General features: G+C 44.8%; 18 protein-coding genes. 7 read left to right on the forward strand and 11 right to left on the reverse strand.

Translation table 11 applies throughout. From position 1 onward, the window contains the following. Window positions 1–79: 79 nt before the first annotated feature. Both D9A03_RS09700 and D9A03_RS09705 read right to left on the reverse strand, forming a co-directional pair. Window positions 80–1,123 carry a methyl-accepting chemotaxis protein gene (locus D9A03_RS09700; protein ID WP_120496992.1) on the reverse strand — a complete coding sequence of 348 codons (1,044 nt, stop codon included), beginning with the start codon at window positions 1,121–1,123 and terminating at the stop codon, window positions 80–82. Further along, the gene (locus D9A03_RS09705) at window positions 1,053–1,841 is read right to left on the reverse strand and encodes a Tar ligand binding domain-containing protein (protein ID WP_120496993.1); all 789 of its coding nucleotides are present in this window, start codon (window positions 1,839–1,841) and stop codon (window positions 1,053–1,055) included. The genes D9A03_RS09700 and D9A03_RS09705 overlap by 71 nt, the downstream gene beginning before the upstream one ends. A 354-nt stretch (window positions 1,842–2,195) precedes the next feature. Between D9A03_RS09705 and D9A03_RS09710 the strand changes: the two genes are divergently transcribed. Further along, the gene (locus D9A03_RS09710; RefSeq protein WP_120496994.1) at window positions 2,196–4,367 is read left to right on the forward strand and encodes a CHASE3 domain-containing protein; all 2,172 of its coding nucleotides are present in this window, start codon (window positions 2,196–2,198) and stop codon (window positions 4,365–4,367) included. Window positions 4,368–4,575: 208 nt separating this feature from the next. On the opposite strand, the gene D9A03_RS09715 is transcribed toward D9A03_RS09710, so the two are convergent. The 3 genes from D9A03_RS09715 to D9A03_RS09725 form a co-directional block, all read right to left on the reverse strand. Further along, the gene (locus D9A03_RS09715) at window positions 4,576–5,124 is read right to left on the reverse strand and encodes a hypothetical protein (protein WP_120496995.1); all 549 of its coding nucleotides are present in this window, start codon (window positions 5,122–5,124) and stop codon (window positions 4,576–4,578) included. A 117-nt stretch (window positions 5,125–5,241) separates the two neighbouring features. Further along, the gene (gene hemA, locus D9A03_RS09720; protein ID WP_120496996.1) at window positions 5,242–6,453 is read right to left on the reverse strand and encodes a 5-aminolevulinate synthase; all 1,212 of its coding nucleotides are present in this window, start codon (window positions 6,451–6,453) and stop codon (window positions 5,242–5,244) included. Window positions 6,454–6,824: 371 nt separating this feature from the next. Then, entirely contained in the window at window positions 6,825–8,222 is a 1,398-nt protein-coding gene (locus D9A03_RS09725) for an aspartate aminotransferase family protein (RefSeq protein WP_120496997.1), read from the reverse strand. 237 nt (window positions 8,223–8,459) lie between these two features. On the opposite strand from D9A03_RS09725, the gene D9A03_RS09730 reads away from it, so the two are divergent. The 5 genes from D9A03_RS09730 to D9A03_RS09750 all read left to right on the forward strand — a co-directional run bounded on the left by D9A03_RS09730 (window position 8,460) and on the right by D9A03_RS09750 (window position 12,629). Further along, complete coding sequence (locus D9A03_RS09730) at window positions 8,460–9,671, forward strand: response regulator (protein WP_120496998.1); 1,212 nt, start codon at window positions 8,460–8,462, stop codon at window positions 9,669–9,671. A gap of 132 nt (window positions 9,672–9,803) precedes the next feature. Next, window positions 9,804–10,289, forward strand: coding sequence for a hypothetical protein (locus D9A03_RS09735; protein ID WP_216825438.1), 486 nt, complete (start codon window positions 9,804–9,806; stop codon window positions 10,287–10,289). A 4-nt stretch (window positions 10,290–10,293) separates the two neighbouring features. Then, window positions 10,294–10,821 (forward strand): hypothetical protein, encoded by a 528-nt coding sequence (locus tag D9A03_RS09740; RefSeq protein WP_120496999.1) that lies wholly within the window; start codon window positions 10,294–10,296, stop codon window positions 10,819–10,821. 3 nt (window positions 10,822–10,824) lie between these two features. Continuing rightward, window positions 10,825–11,556, forward strand: coding sequence for an SCO family protein (locus tag D9A03_RS09745; RefSeq protein WP_120497000.1), 732 nt, complete (start codon window positions 10,825–10,827; stop codon window positions 11,554–11,556). Between the two features lie 119 nt (window positions 11,557–11,675). Further along, a complete protein-coding gene (locus tag D9A03_RS09750) occupies window positions 11,676–12,629 on the forward strand; it encodes an AEC family transporter (protein ID WP_120497001.1) in 954 nt (317 codons plus the stop codon). Here D9A03_RS09750 and D9A03_RS20270 read toward each other — a convergent pair. The 3 genes from D9A03_RS20270 to D9A03_RS09760 all read right to left on the reverse strand — a co-directional run bounded on the left by D9A03_RS20270 (window position 12,611) and on the right by D9A03_RS09760 (window position 14,082). Beyond that, window positions 12,611–12,838, reverse strand: coding sequence for a DUF2867 domain-containing protein (locus D9A03_RS20270; RefSeq protein WP_216825471.1), 228 nt, complete (start codon window positions 12,836–12,838; stop codon window positions 12,611–12,613). The genes D9A03_RS09750 and D9A03_RS20270 overlap by 19 nt on opposite strands. Then, on the reverse strand, window positions 12,820–13,083 hold the full coding sequence (locus tag D9A03_RS20275) for a DUF2867 domain-containing protein (protein WP_216825472.1): 264 nt from the start codon (window positions 13,081–13,083) through the stop codon (window positions 12,820–12,822). The genes D9A03_RS20270 and D9A03_RS20275 overlap by 19 nt, the downstream gene beginning before the upstream one ends. A gap of 192 nt (window positions 13,084–13,275) precedes the next feature. Continuing rightward, window positions 13,276–14,082, reverse strand: coding sequence for a helix-turn-helix domain-containing protein (locus tag D9A03_RS09760; RefSeq protein ID WP_120497002.1), 807 nt, complete (start codon window positions 14,080–14,082; stop codon window positions 13,276–13,278). Window positions 14,083–14,189: 107 nt separating this feature from the next. Here D9A03_RS09760 and D9A03_RS09765 point away from each other — a divergent pair, with 107 nt between their 5' ends. Next, window positions 14,190–14,603 carry a hypothetical protein gene (locus tag D9A03_RS09765; protein ID WP_120497003.1) on the forward strand — a complete coding sequence of 138 codons (414 nt, stop codon included), beginning with the start codon at window positions 14,190–14,192 and terminating at the stop codon, window positions 14,601–14,603. A gap of 49 nt (window positions 14,604–14,652) precedes the next feature. On the opposite strand, the gene D9A03_RS09770 is transcribed toward D9A03_RS09765, so the two are convergent. The 3 genes from D9A03_RS09770 to nthA all read right to left on the reverse strand — a co-directional run bounded on the left by D9A03_RS09770 (window position 14,653) and on the right by nthA (window position 16,377). Continuing rightward, window positions 14,653–15,009 (reverse strand): nitrile hydratase accessory protein, encoded by a 357-nt coding sequence (locus tag D9A03_RS09770; RefSeq protein ID WP_120497004.1) that lies wholly within the window; start codon window positions 15,007–15,009, stop codon window positions 14,653–14,655. Continuing rightward, window positions 15,006–15,668, reverse strand: a complete 663-nt coding sequence (gene nthB, locus D9A03_RS09775; protein ID WP_120497005.1) for a nitrile hydratase subunit beta — start codon at window positions 15,666–15,668, stop codon at window positions 15,006–15,008. Before nthB ends, D9A03_RS09770 begins: the two co-directional genes overlap by 4 nt. Window positions 15,669–15,732: 64 nt before the next feature. Then, complete coding sequence (gene nthA, locus D9A03_RS09780) at window positions 15,733–16,377, reverse strand: nitrile hydratase subunit alpha (protein WP_120497006.1); 645 nt, start codon at window positions 16,375–16,377, stop codon at window positions 15,733–15,735. Window positions 16,378–16,409: the final 32 nt, after the last annotated feature.

The raw sequence follows: 16,409 nt of genomic DNA on the forward strand, positions 1-16,409 counted from the left end.
TTCAGCCGAAATTAAATGAGAGCAAAAAAACAGATGACCTTCGAAAGAAAGCCATCTGAAACTGGTTTATGTTTAAACCTCAAGCAGACCGTACTGTTTCAAGAAATTTCCCAATTTCTGTACTCAACACGTCTGTTTGCAAGGAAAGCTCACCAGTTGCAGATAAAACTTCCTGGGCGTTGGTCTCTGTCTGAGAGGCACCGTTCTTGACTTCGGATATACTGCTGGAAACCTCTTGTGTGCCTTGCGAAGCCTGTTGAATGTTGCGGGAAATTTCCTGTGTAGCTGCTTCCTGTTCCTGTGCAACCCCGGCAATTTGCTTGGTAATATCATTCACCTTGTTGATGGTACTGCTGATATTACTAATAGCTTCAGCAGTATTACCCGCCACATTCTGCATTTCTGCAATCTGTTCTGAAATTTCCTGTGTGGCCTTTGCTGTTTGGTTGGCTAGATTTTTAACCTCGCTGGCAACAACGGCAAAGCCTTTACCGGCTTCGCCTGCACGTGCAGCCTCAATTGTTGCGTTCAATGCCAAAAGATTGGTTTGCTCCGCAATATCATTAATAAGGCTGACAACGGAACCGATTTTATCTGCCATTTCTGCCATGCCCTGCACTGTGCTGTTGGCACTTTCGCCTTCGGTTACAGCCTTGGCAGTGATATCAGATGATTCCTTAACCTGCCGGGTGATTTCCTGTACGGAATAAGAAAGTTCCTCGGTCGCCGATGCGACAGTTTGCACATTGTGTGAGGCTTGATCTGATGCTGATGAGACTGAAAGAGCCTGTATATCAGTTTCTTTTGCGATGGACGTCAAGGCTTCAGCAGAGGCATGCATTTCAGTAGCTGTGGCTGCAACGGACTGGATAACGCCACCAACGGTATCTTCTAGGTTTTGCGCCATATCAAGGCGTGCTTGTTCTGCTGCTTTTGCTGCACGCTCTTTCAAGGCGGCCGCTTCTGCCTGAAGTTCATTGTTTTCCTGAAGTTTCTCTCGAAAGATATTGAGGGCACTTGCAACTCTGCCAATTTCATCATTGCTTTGGATATCAACAGACGTCGTAGTATCGCCGGATAACAGGCGACCCAATGAGACAACGATTTTTGCAAGTGGGGTCATAATCGATTTTTTGATAATGATAAAGGAGATAAGGGGGTGCCAGAATCAGAACAACAATAGTCAGGATAATCAATACACGCAGTGCAAAGATTTCATGGTGTTCTGCTGCCAGTGCTGCATTGGCGGTAAATTCTTCAACTTCAAACAGAATTTCTTCAAGCTCATGTATTAACTGTTCTGCTTCGGCTTCAAACTTTTCTTCCGCGGCGAAGGCTTCTTTGAGCTTACCCGCTTCTAACAGGTTAAATATTTCATTGGCATGCTTGTCATAGTCGTGATGTTCTTTCTCAACTTTTTTCAAGACTTCCAGAACATGAGTGAATTCTTTAAATTCGGCCTCGTTATGAGCACGAGATATCGCATCTGCGGCAATTTCCTCGCCTTTGAGTATTTCTTCATCAACAAGAATGGTTAGATCTTGAAAGGATTTCTTAGCTTTGTCGTACAGTTCACCAAAATGAGCATCATCAGTGCGATGTTCGCCGTATTTTGCTGCACGTTCATAGCTGATGGCTTGTTCAAGTTGGTGTGTGGTGATTTTTGTCAGAATATTTGTGAGAGGAATATTCTGTTCTGCTATTCCTTCCAGTTCTTCACCGATTTGTTGCATTTGGTAGATTGAAAAGCCAGACACACTCATAAGCGAGAGCATGCACAATGCAATGACGCCCAGGATTTTTGCGCTCACAGATGTCATTTTATTTTTTATATTCTGCACTATGTATAACTCCTACCCAGATATGCCCCTAAGATACTAAAATGTAACTATATATTTATTTTTAAACATACTGTTGTATGCAACAGATTAAGCTAGTTCAGTTAACAGGTTCCTAATGTTCGTTGTCCCCTAGAATAGCGGGAAAAGATTTATGAAGTGTGACCTGAAACAATATCAAATGCATTAAGAGTTGTTTGTTGAATTTCATTGGAAAACACTCTGCGTTCTGTGATGCAGATTATATGATGAAAAATGACAAAGTGTTGAGGTTTAGCCAATAAATAGAATTAATATCTTGGTAATTATGATTCGTTATGGTTTAGAAAAAACGATAACATTCCAGGTAGTTGTCTTATGAAGTGGTCATCTCTTAAAACTATGCCAAAGATTTTAATTGGCATAGCTATTCCTCTGGCTTTGCTTGTTGTAATCAGTTTGGTGAGCTTTACATCAATAGGCAATATATCGACTGCAACCAAAAATGTTGAAGATGCCCATGAAACACTTTCGGAAATGACAGATGCCATTGCGTCTGCAGTTGATATGCAGACATCAATGCGGGGGTATCTTTTGGCGGGTCAGGCCAGTTTTCTCACTCCTTATGAACAAGGACAGGAAGAAACTTATACTAAGATCGCAAAGCTGAAGGATTATGTGAGCGACAATCCGGAACAACTGGCGCTTTTGAACGAGGCCGAGACGATCTTGCGGGAATGGCAGGATGTTGTTACAGGGCCGTCGATAGAATTACGTCGGCAAATCGGTGATGCCGAAACCATGAATGATATGGCACGTTTGGTTGCCGAGAACAAAGGCAAGGTTTATTTTGAAAAAGTCCAAGCCCAAATAGAAAGTCTTATCAAACAGGTTGTGACGCAAAGGGCAGAACGGCAAAAGAAAATTGACGCTGTTTTGATGTTTACAAAACTGGATGCTGACTCCGTCGGTAAAATGCTGAAGGAAGTTAATGACACAAACAGCATCATCATCCAGGCAAATGCAGTTTTCAAGGCTGCAGTTGACATGGAAACCGGTATGCGCGGCTATCTTTTGGCCGGGCAGGAAGACTTCCTTAAACCCTATACGGACGGCAGTGTTGAGTTATTTAAACTCTCAGCTGATCTCAAGACAGCTCTCAAGGACAACAAAGAACAGGTCGAGCTGCTCAATCAATTGGATGAAACTGTCAAGGAATGGCAGTCAAAGGTTGTTGAGCCGCTCATTACCCTGCGCCGGAAAATCGGATCGGCAAAAACAATGGATGACATGGCTGATTTGGTTGGGGAGGCCAAAGGCGAAGAATATTTCACAGCTTTCAGATCTTCCATGGTCGCCTTTGGAAAAAACGAGTTGTCAAAGCTGGAAAGTCTAAAGGTTGAAACTGATGGCACGGTGACCACAACAAATACTGTGATCATTGGGGCAACTGTTATTGCTATTCTCTTGGGCGGTGGTTTGGGTATGTTGGTTGGTCGTGGTATTGCGCAACCGATCAAACAAATGACTGGGGTGATGGGACGATTGGCCGGGGGAGAGAAAAACGTTGATATTCCCGGGTTGGGGCGTGAAGACGAAGTTGGCGAAATGGCCACTGCTGTTCAGGTCTTCAAAGATAATATGATCAAAACCGACGAGCTTGCGAAAGAGCAGGCGGAAGTCCAGCAACTGCGTGAAGAACGCACGAACAAGATTTCGTCTCTGACACAAGATTTTGACAGCGGTGTTTCCGTGCTATTGGAATCGGTTGGCGCCGCGATTTCAGAAATGAGGGGTACTGCAGTTTCCATGTCTGACATTGCGCAACAGACCAAGGAACGAGCAACCGTCGTATCCGGTGCGGCACAGGAAGCTTCGGTCAATGTTCAATCGGTTGCCAGTGCGACAGAAGAATTATCCTATTCTATTAAAGAGATTGGTCAGCAGGTAAACCAGTCTTCTGAAATTACCAGCAAGGCGGTTGCTGAAGCTGGTAAAACCGATCAGCAAATCCAGGGCCTGGCCAATACAGCAGACCAGATCGGGGATGTTGTCAGTCTTATTTCCGATATTGCGGAACAGACCAATCTTTTGGCATTGAATGCAACAATTGAGGCGGCGCGGGCTGGTGAAGCAGGCAAGGGTTTTGCCGTTGTTGCCAGTGAGGTGAAGAACCTTGCCAGCCAGACAGCAAAGGCAACAGAGCAGATATCATCACAAATTGATGCTGTTCAGGCTGATACCAAAAGTGCGGTAACAGCAATTCAGTCTATTACGTCCACCATTAATGAAATGAATCAGATTGCCTCGGCCATTGCTTCGGCTGTTGAAGAACAGGGCGCTGCAACATCTGAAATTTCAAGAAACATTGAGTTGGCTGCGAACGGTGCCGGTGAAGTTACAAACAATATTGAATCTGTTAGCCTTGCTGCAAATGACGCTGGAACCACATCCGAGCAGGTTTCTACTGCAACACAGGAACTTAACACCAAAGCAGATAATTTACGCGGGGAAGTCGAGAACTTCCTGAGTGCGATACGCGCTGTATAACGACATGGAAATACTGGAAAAAAGAGAACTCTGGTCTCTTCTCAGATTAACGACAGACTCTGTGGTTTTCCAAAGATTCTGACCATGTCTATTTTTGTTGGTGCTGGTTTTCAAATGGTTGCTGTCATACTGAAAATAAAAACAAAGAGATACCAGTCCGGTGCTTCGCGCTTTATTATAAAGCGGCGTAGAAGCTGTGTGCCTGTTATTATTTAGGCAACACTTTTGCCATATCTTCAGCTATATTTTCGTAGGTTTTAAGCTGTTCGGTTGTGTGTTTGATATCAAGATCAAGCCAGCTATCAAATTGACCTTCTGTGGTGGAATAGCCCTGCTTTAGTTCCAAAAGACGATTGAGTTGTCTTTCATAGATATCGACCAGCAAGTTTACCTGCATCGTCTGTGTTGTCTGATCAGCGAGGTGAAGCAAACGCATTTTAATTGCAATGATCAGTTTACTCATGTCAGTAACGGGTGCGCGAAGGTTCGATCCCATTAGATAGGAAAATTCTTCTTGCCCGGCATCTGTCAAAGACAGTGTTTCTGTATCAGAAGCATCATTCACACTCACAAGGCCTTCGACTTTCAAAACTTCCAGCGGTGTGCCGATAAGATCAAGAGAAGGGCCAACCACAAGGCTGGTGAAACCGCGAACAGTCTGGGCCAACATGGCATAGCTCATGGGATTTTCCATCAGCAGGCCAAGTGCGAGAAGGCGCGTGGCTTCTGCGGGGACCAATGTGTTGTCGCGGTACATAGAGTTCTCTCTCCGGGATAGAAGGTGTCACTGACAAGATATCAAACTAGGAGTAAAATATCCCGAAGTTTTTCACCTGTCCAGTTAAATGAGAACTATTCGCAATTAAGGTAATTTTCAGGCAGCAATTTTAAGCTCCAGTTCCTGCCAGATTTCCTTGAGTGCTTTTACCAGATAATCAATATCATCATCACTATGAACCGGTGAGGGAGTTAGCCGTAATCGTTCTGTTCCCCTCGGTACCGTCGGATAGTTAATCGGTTGAACATAGATACCATAGCGAGACATCAGGGTGTCTGTTATCTGGCGGCAAACTTTCGGATCTCCAACCATGACCGGTACGATATGCGTTTCCGAATCGAGAACAGGCAGACCAGCCTTCTTAAGGCGCTTGCGGGTTTCCTGTGCGCGATCCTGATGACGGCTCCGTTCAAAAGCGCTTTCTTTCAGATGCTTGATTGAAGTCAATGCACCTGCAGCGACAGCCGGGGGGAGTGAGGTCGTAAAGATAAACCCGGATGCGTAACTACGGATGAAATCAACCAGGCTTGCTGATGCTGTAATATATCCGCCGACAACACCTACGGCTTTGCCCAGTGTGCCTTCGATGACATCCAAACGGTGTGTCAGGTTATCCCTGTCGGTGATACCGCCGCCACGTGATCCATAAAGACCGACAGCATGGACTTCATCCAGATAGGTCAGGGCATTATATTTGTCGGCCAGATCACAGAATGCCTCAATAGGGGCAACATCGCCATCCATTGAATAGACGGATTCAAACGCGATGATCTTTGGGCGAGATGGATCGATTTCTTTTAACTTGGCTTCCAGATCTTCGGGATTGTTATGCTCAAAGATAACTCTGTCCGCTTTACTGTGGCGAATGCCTTCAATCATAGAGGCATGGTTCATGGAATCAGACAGAACAACACAGTTCGGCAGTTTTGATGCCAAGGTGCTCAAGGCAGCCCAGTTAGATACATAGCCCGAAGTAAAGAGCAGCGCAGATTCCTTGTGATGCCAGTCTGCCAACTCTTGTTCAAGAAGAACGTGGTAATGATTGTTGCCGGAAATGTTACGGGTACCACCAGCGCCAGCACCGCATTTATCCAACGCCTCGTGCATTGCGGCAATTACCTTGGGGTTTTGGCCCATACCAAGGTAGTCATTGGAACACCATACCGTTACCGGATGGGTACCGTTGGCGCTATAATGTGTCGCATTGGGAAACTTACCAGCCTTACGCTCCAAGTCAGCAAAAACACGATAACGACCTTCTTCTCTCAGGTTTTCTATCGCCGTACTGAAATACTCTTCGTAGTTCATATTGCTCTTCTCGCCTAACGTGAGCCGTTTTACCCGGCTTGTTTTTACTTGTGTACAGGCTTTCCTGAAACAAGCTTATCAGCTGTTGAATTAATGAATAGTTTAACTGAATTCAACAACAATTCGCACTCTAATGCGCCGTTATTATAACACCAACGCGACTGAACGACGCATAAAGATTCATATTCCTTATACACAACAGTGTTATCGCAGTTTGAACGGGGCGTAATTGATCGATGTCAATTAGGGGAATTGTATTCGGAATTCTTTTGATCGTGTTTTGATGCCGATTGCGCCACAGTTCTGCAGTTTCATAATTGACCTCAGTAACATGTGGCGCATTTTTTCGGTGCTTTTTTTTCGATAGAGAGTTAAATCAAATCTTCTGCTTTAACCCAGTCCAGAGTTTTGTCCAAAGCTGTCCTGAAACGATGAATGATATGATCAATTTCATCTGTTGTGATGATCAGGGGAGGACAGAAGGCAATTGAGTCACCCATATTTCTGATAATCAATCCTTCTTCAATTGCGCGTTCATTCAAATAGGTTCCAACTTTCCCAACGGGATCAAAGCTAGCTTTTGTGTCTTTGTTTTGAACAAGCTCTACAGCGGCAATTAGGCCAATACCCCGGACTTCTCCAACCAGCGGGTGATCTTTGAACTGCGCGAGCTCTGCTTGAAGATGTTCACCCACACGGGCGGCTTCATCGAAAAGATTTCGCTCTTCATAGATCTTGAGTGTTTCCAAGGCGACCGCGGCACAAACAGGATGCCCTGAATAGGTGTAGCCATGACCCAGTACGCCTATTTTGGCAGAGTTATCTGCGATACCTTGGTACAACTCGTCTGTAATCATGACTGCTGAGATCGGCAGATAAGAAGAACTCAGGGCTTTGGCAACGGAAATAATATCTGGTTTCATGCCAAAGGTTTCACAGCCAAAGGCATTGCCCGTACGGCCAAAACCGCAAATGACTTCATCAGCAATCAATAGAACGTCATACTTTTTCAAAACAGCCTGAATTTTCTCCCAATAATCTTTTGGGGGAACAATAACACCGCCAGCACCCATAACGGGTTCACCAATAAAGGCGGCGATGGTCTCTGGACCTTCGTCCAGAATCATTTTCTCCAGATCATCCGCCATACGGTTTGAGAAATCTTCTTCACTTTCTCCTTCCTGTCCAAAACGCCAGTAATGAGGGCAGGAGGTATGAAGAATATTGGTAATTGGAAGATCAAAATCAGTATGGTTTGCAGGCAGGCCGGTCATACTGGCACTGGCAACCGTCACACCATGGTATCCTTTGATACGGCTGATGATTTTTTTCTTATCCGGGCGTCCGACTGCGTTGTTGTAGTACCAGATCAGTTTGACGACCGTGTCATTGGCCTCTGATCCGGAATTGGCGAAGAAGACTTTCGACATGGGAACAGGTGCCATGGAAAGAAGCTTTTCTGATAATTCAATCGGGGGGATCGGTGTTTTATGTGTAAAGCTGTGATAATAAGGCAGCTCTTTCATCTGTTTGTTTGCCGCTTCAATTAAGCGCTCTTCTCCAAAACCAAGCGAGGTCGACCAAAGACCTGCCATGGCTTCGATATAAGAGTTTCCCTGATCGTCGAATACATTGACGCCTTGGCCATGCGTAATAACCAATGGTCCTTTTTCTTCATGCGCCCGGGCATTTGTATAGGGATGAAGACAATAGGCAACATCACGACCTGCAGTGGAATTGGGGGCAATAGCGCTTGGCGTGTTACTCATCTGGCAATCCTGTTCAGAGATATTTTGTATTATTTTTTGATTACAGCCGAGACAAGAGCGGACTTCAAGCAGAGAAATGCATAAGATTATGTTTTTATTTGCACACGTTTTTGTGGAATAACCTTTATGCGAAAAAAGAAATACCTTAGCTTATAACTCTGGTAATACTTTTTGTATTAGATTGAAGCATAAAAATAAAACCTGACTTAACCAGTGATTCGAAAGTTAAAGATATCAATGGCTTTTAAAAATGTGGACGAGGGGTTCCAAGGGTTAAGAATAGAGTTTGCTGACCAATGCCGCGTTGTGACGGATGAACTGGAAGGTCTGTTAAATCAGGTCTATGACGGCAGACATGATGTTGGTACTGCTATCCAGCTTATTCGTCGCGAAATGCACAACCTTAAAGGACAAGGAAGTGTCTTCGGATATCCCGTAATATCCATGATTGCGCATCGCCTGGAAGATTATCTTGCGAAAGAAAATGCGCTTGAGATTACAAATATCAACGAAGTTAATATCTATCTGGATCATATCAGAGGGATAATTAACAGCGCGAAGCTGCCAACTGAGGCAGAGACAACCGAGCTTCTAAGATCTCTTCCTCAATCGGGTTTTTCAAATCATAGCGATGTTGAAATCGAAGCGATTTCGGAAGAAGTCGAAATCATGACTGTTACCTCTAGCAAGTTACACCGTCATCGATTGGAAAATGCAGTAAACAAGCCTGGTTGGCGACTGATTTCTTTTAACAGTACGCTGAATCTTTTGGAAAACGCGTTGGCAAGTCCTCCAAATGGTGTGATTGTTTCTGGTGAGTTACCCTCAATTTCCGGTATTGAACTCGCAACTGTTTTTCAGGCGTTATCAAAACTGAAAGATGTTCCGTTTGCCATCTTAACAAGCCGTCCCAAAACAGATAGCCATTTTAAAAGTTTGCCGGATACAGTTGAGTATATTTCAACCGGGCAGGGATTTGCCGAGGATGTTAAACGCATGATCGAGGCATTCTCGCCGCAGACAAATGCTGTTACCTCTCTGAAAAGCACCCCGCCCAGCACTTCGAAATCATCATCCAGGCAGCTTGAAGTTCTTTTTGCTGAAGACAATAGAATTAATCAAATTCTTGTTCAGCGGTTCCTGGATGAACACTCCTTTAATGTGATGTTGGTTGAGAATGGTGTTGATGCAGTAGAAGCCTGTAAAAATAAGAAATTCGACATCGTATTGATGGATGTGATGATGCCGAAAATGGGCGGTGTCGAAGCCACCGAAACTATTCGCAAGCTTAATAAGCCTTGGGTAAAGGATATGCCTATTATCGCGTTGACAGCAGACTATTCTGCCGAACATCAAAAGAATTATAAAAAAGCAGGAATGAATGATTGTATTGGCAAGCCAATCGAACCAGACAACCTCACGCGTATGATTAATGATTTAACGCAATAGTTTTTGCTCATGTAAAGTGTTCTGACAAGAACACAGAAACTTTATAGGACGTGATAAATAATTTGATACGTTAAGTAGTAGAGTAACGACATAGAATTTTGTGTGTGGCCTCCTTTTTAAAAAGGTGATTTGATGATTAGCACTTTTTCAGATGTTTTCCGCTCATCAATCAGGAAGTTGAAACTGTTACCTGTCGGACTTGTTGTTACAACGGGTGTCTTTTCTTCTTATTGGACGGCTGCTTTGGCCGCTACTTCTCCTCAGCGTGTACAAATCGAAGGCGAAATTATTGATACCTGGTGTTATGTCACCGAAATTATGGGGGATGCACAAGGAACAGCACATCATTTGTGTGCTGTTTGGTGTGCGATTGGTGGCATTCCTGTCAGTATTCTGGGCGAAGACGGGCAGGTATATATGGTTTTAAGGGTTGAGAACGAAGACACGAATGTTGCGAACCCTACCATTGTAAATATCCAGACACATAAGGTAACTGTGGATGGAGATCTCTATGAACGTGATGGTGTGAAGTATCTCTTTGTTGATCAGGTCGCTGATGACAAAGGTGTGGTGAACTTGAACCACGAAGATTATGGCATCATCCCTTTCGGAGAATAGAGATATGAGAACCTTTCCAAAACTACTATTAACATCAATTTTCTCTCTTTCTGTTGCTCTTGGAACTGCGCAGGCTGCGAATGAATGGGGCATAGAACACGAAGAAGCCAAGGAACTTGATGGCAAAGTTGTTGATCTGGCTTGTGAGTTATCTGGTAATTGCCCGGCTAATTGTGGCGATGGTAAAAGGCAACTTGGCCTGCTGCTGGATGATGGAACGCTTTACCCTGTCGTCAAAGGCGGCACAAACTTTGCCGGTGGAACAGATGATCTCATCGGTCAGTGTGGCAAGACGGTGCATGTGGATGGCCTTTTGATCAAAGATCCTTTGATGACCATTTATTTCGTTCAGCGTATCAAATCTGAAGAGACAGGTGAGTGGTCGAAAGCCAATCAATGGGGCAAGAACTGGAAAGCGGCCAACCCCGGTAAAAAGCTTGGTCGCTGGTTCCGCGAAGATCCCCGGGTTGCAAAGATTGTCGAGAAAAGTGGAAAGCTTGGTATTCCCGGCTTGGTGTATGTGGAAGAATAATTGATGAAACTTTGTTTTGTATCGGGATACTCCGGTTTTAAGTATTCTGTTGTCTCAATATTTTCAGTATTGGTTATGGCTACAGGTGTTACTTTTGCTGCCGAAACCAGCGTGACCCATGAGAGCCATTCAACAACCCATGAAAAGCCAGTAATAGATGACAAGAAAGTCCCGAAGGGGCCTGCAGCCCTGGACGCTTTGTTTGGTGGTCCTTTTGAGCTTGAAGATCACACAGGGAAAACGAGGCGTGATAGCGATTGGGACGGGCAGTTTAAGTTAATATTCTTTGGCTATACAAACTGTCCGGCGATATGCCCGACAACGTTGAGTGATATTACCGATGCTCTGGATTTATTGGGTGAGTCTGCCAAGGATATTCAGCCGATTTTTATTACGATTGATCCTGAACGAGATACTCAGGAAGTTCTTGCGGATTATGTTACTGCTTTTCATCCAAGTTTAATCGGTTTGACTGGTAGTGAAGAAAAGATCAGTAAGGCTGCTAAAAGCTATCGAGTACAGCGTCATAAAATCTTGTTGTCTGAAGAAGATCATACTAATCACGGAGCCAATCATGGATCTGGGCATGGTGCTGAAGTTAATTACGACGCTGCGCACAGTACGCTCACATACTTGATGGATCGGAATGGCAAGTTCCTGACGCTTTTCCCTTATGACACCAGAGGTGATGTTATGGCTGAGCGCCTAAGGGGGTATCTGTCGGGTAGTTCTTAACGCCAGCGTGTTTTCTTAACACGGGAATACTCTGGAAGTGGTTGAAGTGGAAATGAAAAGCTGATCTAAGGATAGAGGCGTTTCTTTTCGATTTCTGCACTATCCAGGCCCTTTATCCCATGCTAGTTGTTTTCGAGAGTATTTTCCCGATCTTTGCAATTATTCTGCTTGGATTTGGCCTACGCAAAAGCAACTTTGTTCCCAAAGAGCACTGGCGGGTTCTCGAAGAGCTTTGTTTCTGGATATTTTTCCCCTGTATTCTGGCAACAACGCTGATCAAAGCGGACCTTTCTGCGATTGAACTCGGACCGTATGTTTTTACGGCACTTGCCATGATGCTGAGCCTTGGCCTTTTCACTCTGGCTCTATGGCCTTTACTGCAAAAAATATGGGGAACACGTCGGGGGCAATTTTCCACGGTCTATCAGACGGTAACTCGTTGGCACGGTTTCATAGCCTTGGCAATTGTCCTGAAACTGTACGGACAAGATGGTGGAGCTTTGATTGCGCTGGCGATGGCGGTCATGGTGCCATTTCTGCAAATCACCAATATTTTTGTTCTGGCAACATTTTCAGATTCAGACGACCAATCAGGGCCGTCTCTTTCAAAGATTACAAGGACCATTGTCATTAATCCTATTCTATGGGGTGTTTTGACCGGTCTAGTTCTTAACCTACTTGATGTAACGGTCTGGGAACCTGCGATGACAATGGCGGACCTTCTGGGGCGCGCAGCCTTGAGCATGTCGCTATTGGCACTAGGGGCCGGGTTAAGTCTAAAAGCCGCTCTCAAGCCATCAAGGGAGTTACTGGTGGGATTGATTGGCAAGTTGTTTATCACGCCGGCCGTTATGGCTGGTTGGGCTTTGTGGTTCGGTATCTCTGGTCTGTCGTTCTCCGTTCTTATGGTCTGCGCATCAGTACCAACAGCCATGAACGGCTATTTGCTAGCCAAGAAAATGGGGGGTGATGCAGATCTCTATGCGGCGACGTCAACGGTACAGACTGTCGTGTCCTTCTTTAGCATTCCTCTGGTTTTATGGTTGGCTAAAACCTATGCCAGCGGGCTTTGATTTTTAATCATTTTATGTTTTAGACGCTTTAAATCTGACGGGACAATTAATCTGTGAGCAATAGAGACCGGTAGCATATAGATACGCCCAAACAGGTTATGAGTTTTAACAGATGATGTAATGGTTAATTTGGTTCCATCTGTCGTGATACAGGTCATCACATCCAGATGTTTGTCTCTTACGGTTAGTGTCAGAACATTTGGCGAGATGTGCCGACCAGAAAGAAGTCGAGTTGTTCACCGACTTGTAAGTTATCCGGCCATTGACCTGAAAAACCTTTGATTGGTTTGACGCCAAAACAGGACGATATTCTGTCACGAATTTGAAAGGCGAGTTTCATTATCGGGAGAGGATTTGAGACAATCATCCGCCATGCATCTGACGCCGTAATTTCCTCGGGCAGAACGACAGATTGTGCATCATAAAAATTGAGTTGCTCTCGTGGGGCCAGCAGTTAAATATTTGAGCTCTCGGAAAGAAAAACGTGATTTATTATCAAAAAATTAGCTGTAGGTATGAGGGTTGAAATCTATATCTATGCCTGCCGTTCAAAATTTCAATGATCTTTTGTCTCTGAAATCAATGTCTGCTCTGGATAGATTTAGCTATTCCCATTAGTTAAATGTAGTGTTGAAAGTATTGTGCTTTATAAATGCGGTGCGATGTTGTGTTGAAACCACTGTTCCGTTGGCTTATCTGCAGGGAAAAAGGTCTCCATTCGAATATCCTCTAACGTGGCATCGTTTGACAGGCCGACGGTGGTAATCATTGAAAATAACGTGATGTCGTTCTCCCCAAGTTTAAATTGCATGGTCAGCAGGGGCGGAGGATCTTCTTTGGTCTTTAGATCCAAAGCGACATTGACATCAGGAAGGTTCTTTAGTTCCTGAAGAAGTTCGAAAGCTTCGTGGTCATTTGGGCGGCGAGCTACTTCCAGTTCAAACAAGCGCATCAGGCTTTGTATCTTTTCCGCCCAGTTATTCATACTGTCGCGCACCTTTCCCGGTTTTAGAAGTGCCCTTAGCATATTGGGGTCGCCATCATGGCCAAGCATCTGAAAGAAAACACCTGCTGCAGAGTTTGCTTTTTGCAGGTTCCATATCCGGTCAACGGCAACAGCCGGGTAGGGGTTATGGCTTGCCAGAATATGATCGATAGATGAATTGATAGCGGTACGTGTTGCCTCTGACCAATTGCGGTTGTTTGTGCGTGTGGCAAACCCAGCTGTAAGCATTAGAACATCAATTTCAGAAGCGGGTAAGTTCATCGCCTGTCCAAGCTGTTGGATTGAATAGCGACTTGGTTTTGATCTTCCTGTTTCCAGAAAACTGACATGCCTTTGTGAAAGGCCGGCTTCTAATGCCAGATCCAGTTGGCTGAACCGGCTTTTCTTGCGCCAGTTTTTTAATAGCTCGGGGAAAGCTTGTGATCTATGGGGGGCTTGATGACTCATGAAGACATTATTTCTGGATAATAGGTCAGAGTCTATTACTTCCGAGGTAATTGAATCTCATTTTTACATCATGGATGGTTGGCAGAAATAAATTTAGGAGAAGGCAAATGCAAAACCATGTCCCAAGTTTCTTCTGGGCCCGCGTTTTTCTTGGGCTGAACGCCGGGTTCTCTATTGTTACAGGATCTGCATTGATTTTCTTTCCGGATGTCATTGCCGAGATAATGATGGCAAAAGAAATGCCCTGGATTTCCGGCGCTTTTATAGGGTTAGGAGTATTGCTTTTGGCTTTCGCGATTAATCTTATTGTTCTGGTTCGGGATCACTATCTGTCCAAACCAAAGATCATGTCTATTTCTGCTGCTGATGTTGGGTGGGTGGTAAGTAGCTTTATTGTCGTTTTGTTGTTTACTGACTTTCTGACAGCCAGAGGCGTCGCTATTGTCATTGGCATAAGCGCCTTTGTTGCTGTTTTTGCGATCGGACAGTTTGTGGGGGCACGGGGCACTATTGCGGTATGATATACTTGGATCATCATCCGTCGAGTTTTTTGATGAATAGTTAAAAGATTTACAACTCAACAGGCTGTCCATGAGGAGTGCGCAGATAGGCGCTGCGCCACTCTTCCTTACGCGCGATCATTTCCTCAGATTTGATTGCTTGTTTCTGAGTGACGATTTTCTCAAGTACATTGAGCCAATGATTGTAATAGGTATTACCTAGATCGGGATCACCATTTACTTGTGCAAGTTTGATTTCCTGACTGAACATATCGACCCATTCCGACCATGTGAAATGACCTTCATCACAAAGGTGGACAGCCAGGGCAAAGGCCTGTGCCTGCCATGGTTCGGCAAAAACAGGTCCTTCTGCGTCGGTTGGGATTTGAGGAAGGCTATTACAAAAATGCTGGGTGGTCTTACTCATGCTGGTTCCATGTAACTTTGCCAGAGATCAACGTGTATCGTTGTATCGTTGTCGTCGCCCCACAATTGATTTCCATCAAAAGAAACATTGTACAGGTGCTGCCCGATTTTATTTCCCTGCGCATTTTCATCAGGTAAAATAAAACTACCGTAATAATCACTAATTATTCCTTCGTGACCTCTAACATATCTTGGGGCGCGCGTGTGTCCTATGGGATTGAATTGAATAACTTTAATCTTGTCGCCTATCTGGAATGTTTGCGGGATATCGGTTTCCAAATCACATGGCCCGCCAGACGAGAGAATACCTTGAACGGCTGAAGCCGGGGCACATTTTTCTGTAAGCTCATCAGGTGTTGGATCAATCGCTTTTCCCTGCGCCAGTTCTTCGGGCGAGATAACTCCGCGTTCCACCAGAAGCGTTTCCAGACCAGCCAACCAGTTTTCATAATAGCTGTTAGAAAGATAAGCTACGGGGTGTTGGCGTTCACGAGCAAAGCGAGAAATGTCGATGTTCCACTGCCCAAGCCATCCCGCGGTTAAGGTTAAACCCAGAGCACGTTTTTCCCACTCAGCATGAAAAGTTAGCTCTTCCTGTTCCGGTTCAGGATTGATCGGCCCTAATCCGTGCATTCCACCCAAATCGTGTGCGCCGTTCATAAAATCTCTCCTGTCATAAAAGTCTTTGATCTATGAATAGTTAGTAATTCGGGAATATTTATGGTCAAGGCTTTTCGTTTGCTTCTATAATTTGCAGTTTTTCAGGCGTTAACGCTTGCTCGACACCGATCATGGAATTACGGGTAACAAGCTTTTCAAGCTCTGTTGCAGTCCAATCATCGGTGCCTTCGGGGCGCAGGGGAAGAACAAGGAAACGCATTTCTGACGTTGAATCCCATACGGAAATTTTCACATCTTTGGGGAGCGTTGTACCAAACTCTGCCAAAACGCCTTTGGGGTCGGATACGGCTCGGGCCCGATAGGGAGCAGACTTGTACCAGACAGGGGGGAGTCCAAGAACAGTCCAAGGGTAGCAGGAACAAAGGGTGCAAACGACAAGATTATGTCGGATTGCTGTATTCTCGACCACTTTCATGTGTTCACCCTGACGTCCTGTATAGCCCATGGAATGAATAGCTTTGTTGGCATCCAAGAGTAACAGGGATTTAAAATCAGGGTCTGTCCAGGCTCTGGCTACAACCTTTGCACCATTTCTCGGGCCAACTTTGGTCTCATAGGTTTCGATAATTTCATCGATGGCGGCGGGATCAACTAACCCTTTTTCCACAAGTAAGGATTCAAGGGCTTTGACCCTGAGCGCTGGATCAGAAGGCGGATCTGTATGGTCGTGTGAATGATCGTGTCCCATGATGCATCCTGTTTGGTCATTTGGATTGTTAT

The sequence above is a fragment of the Kiloniella sp. EL199 genome (genome assembly GCF_900313065.1).
In the GTDB taxonomy this organism is placed as follows: Bacteria; Pseudomonadota; Alphaproteobacteria; order Kiloniellales; family Kiloniellaceae; genus Kiloniella.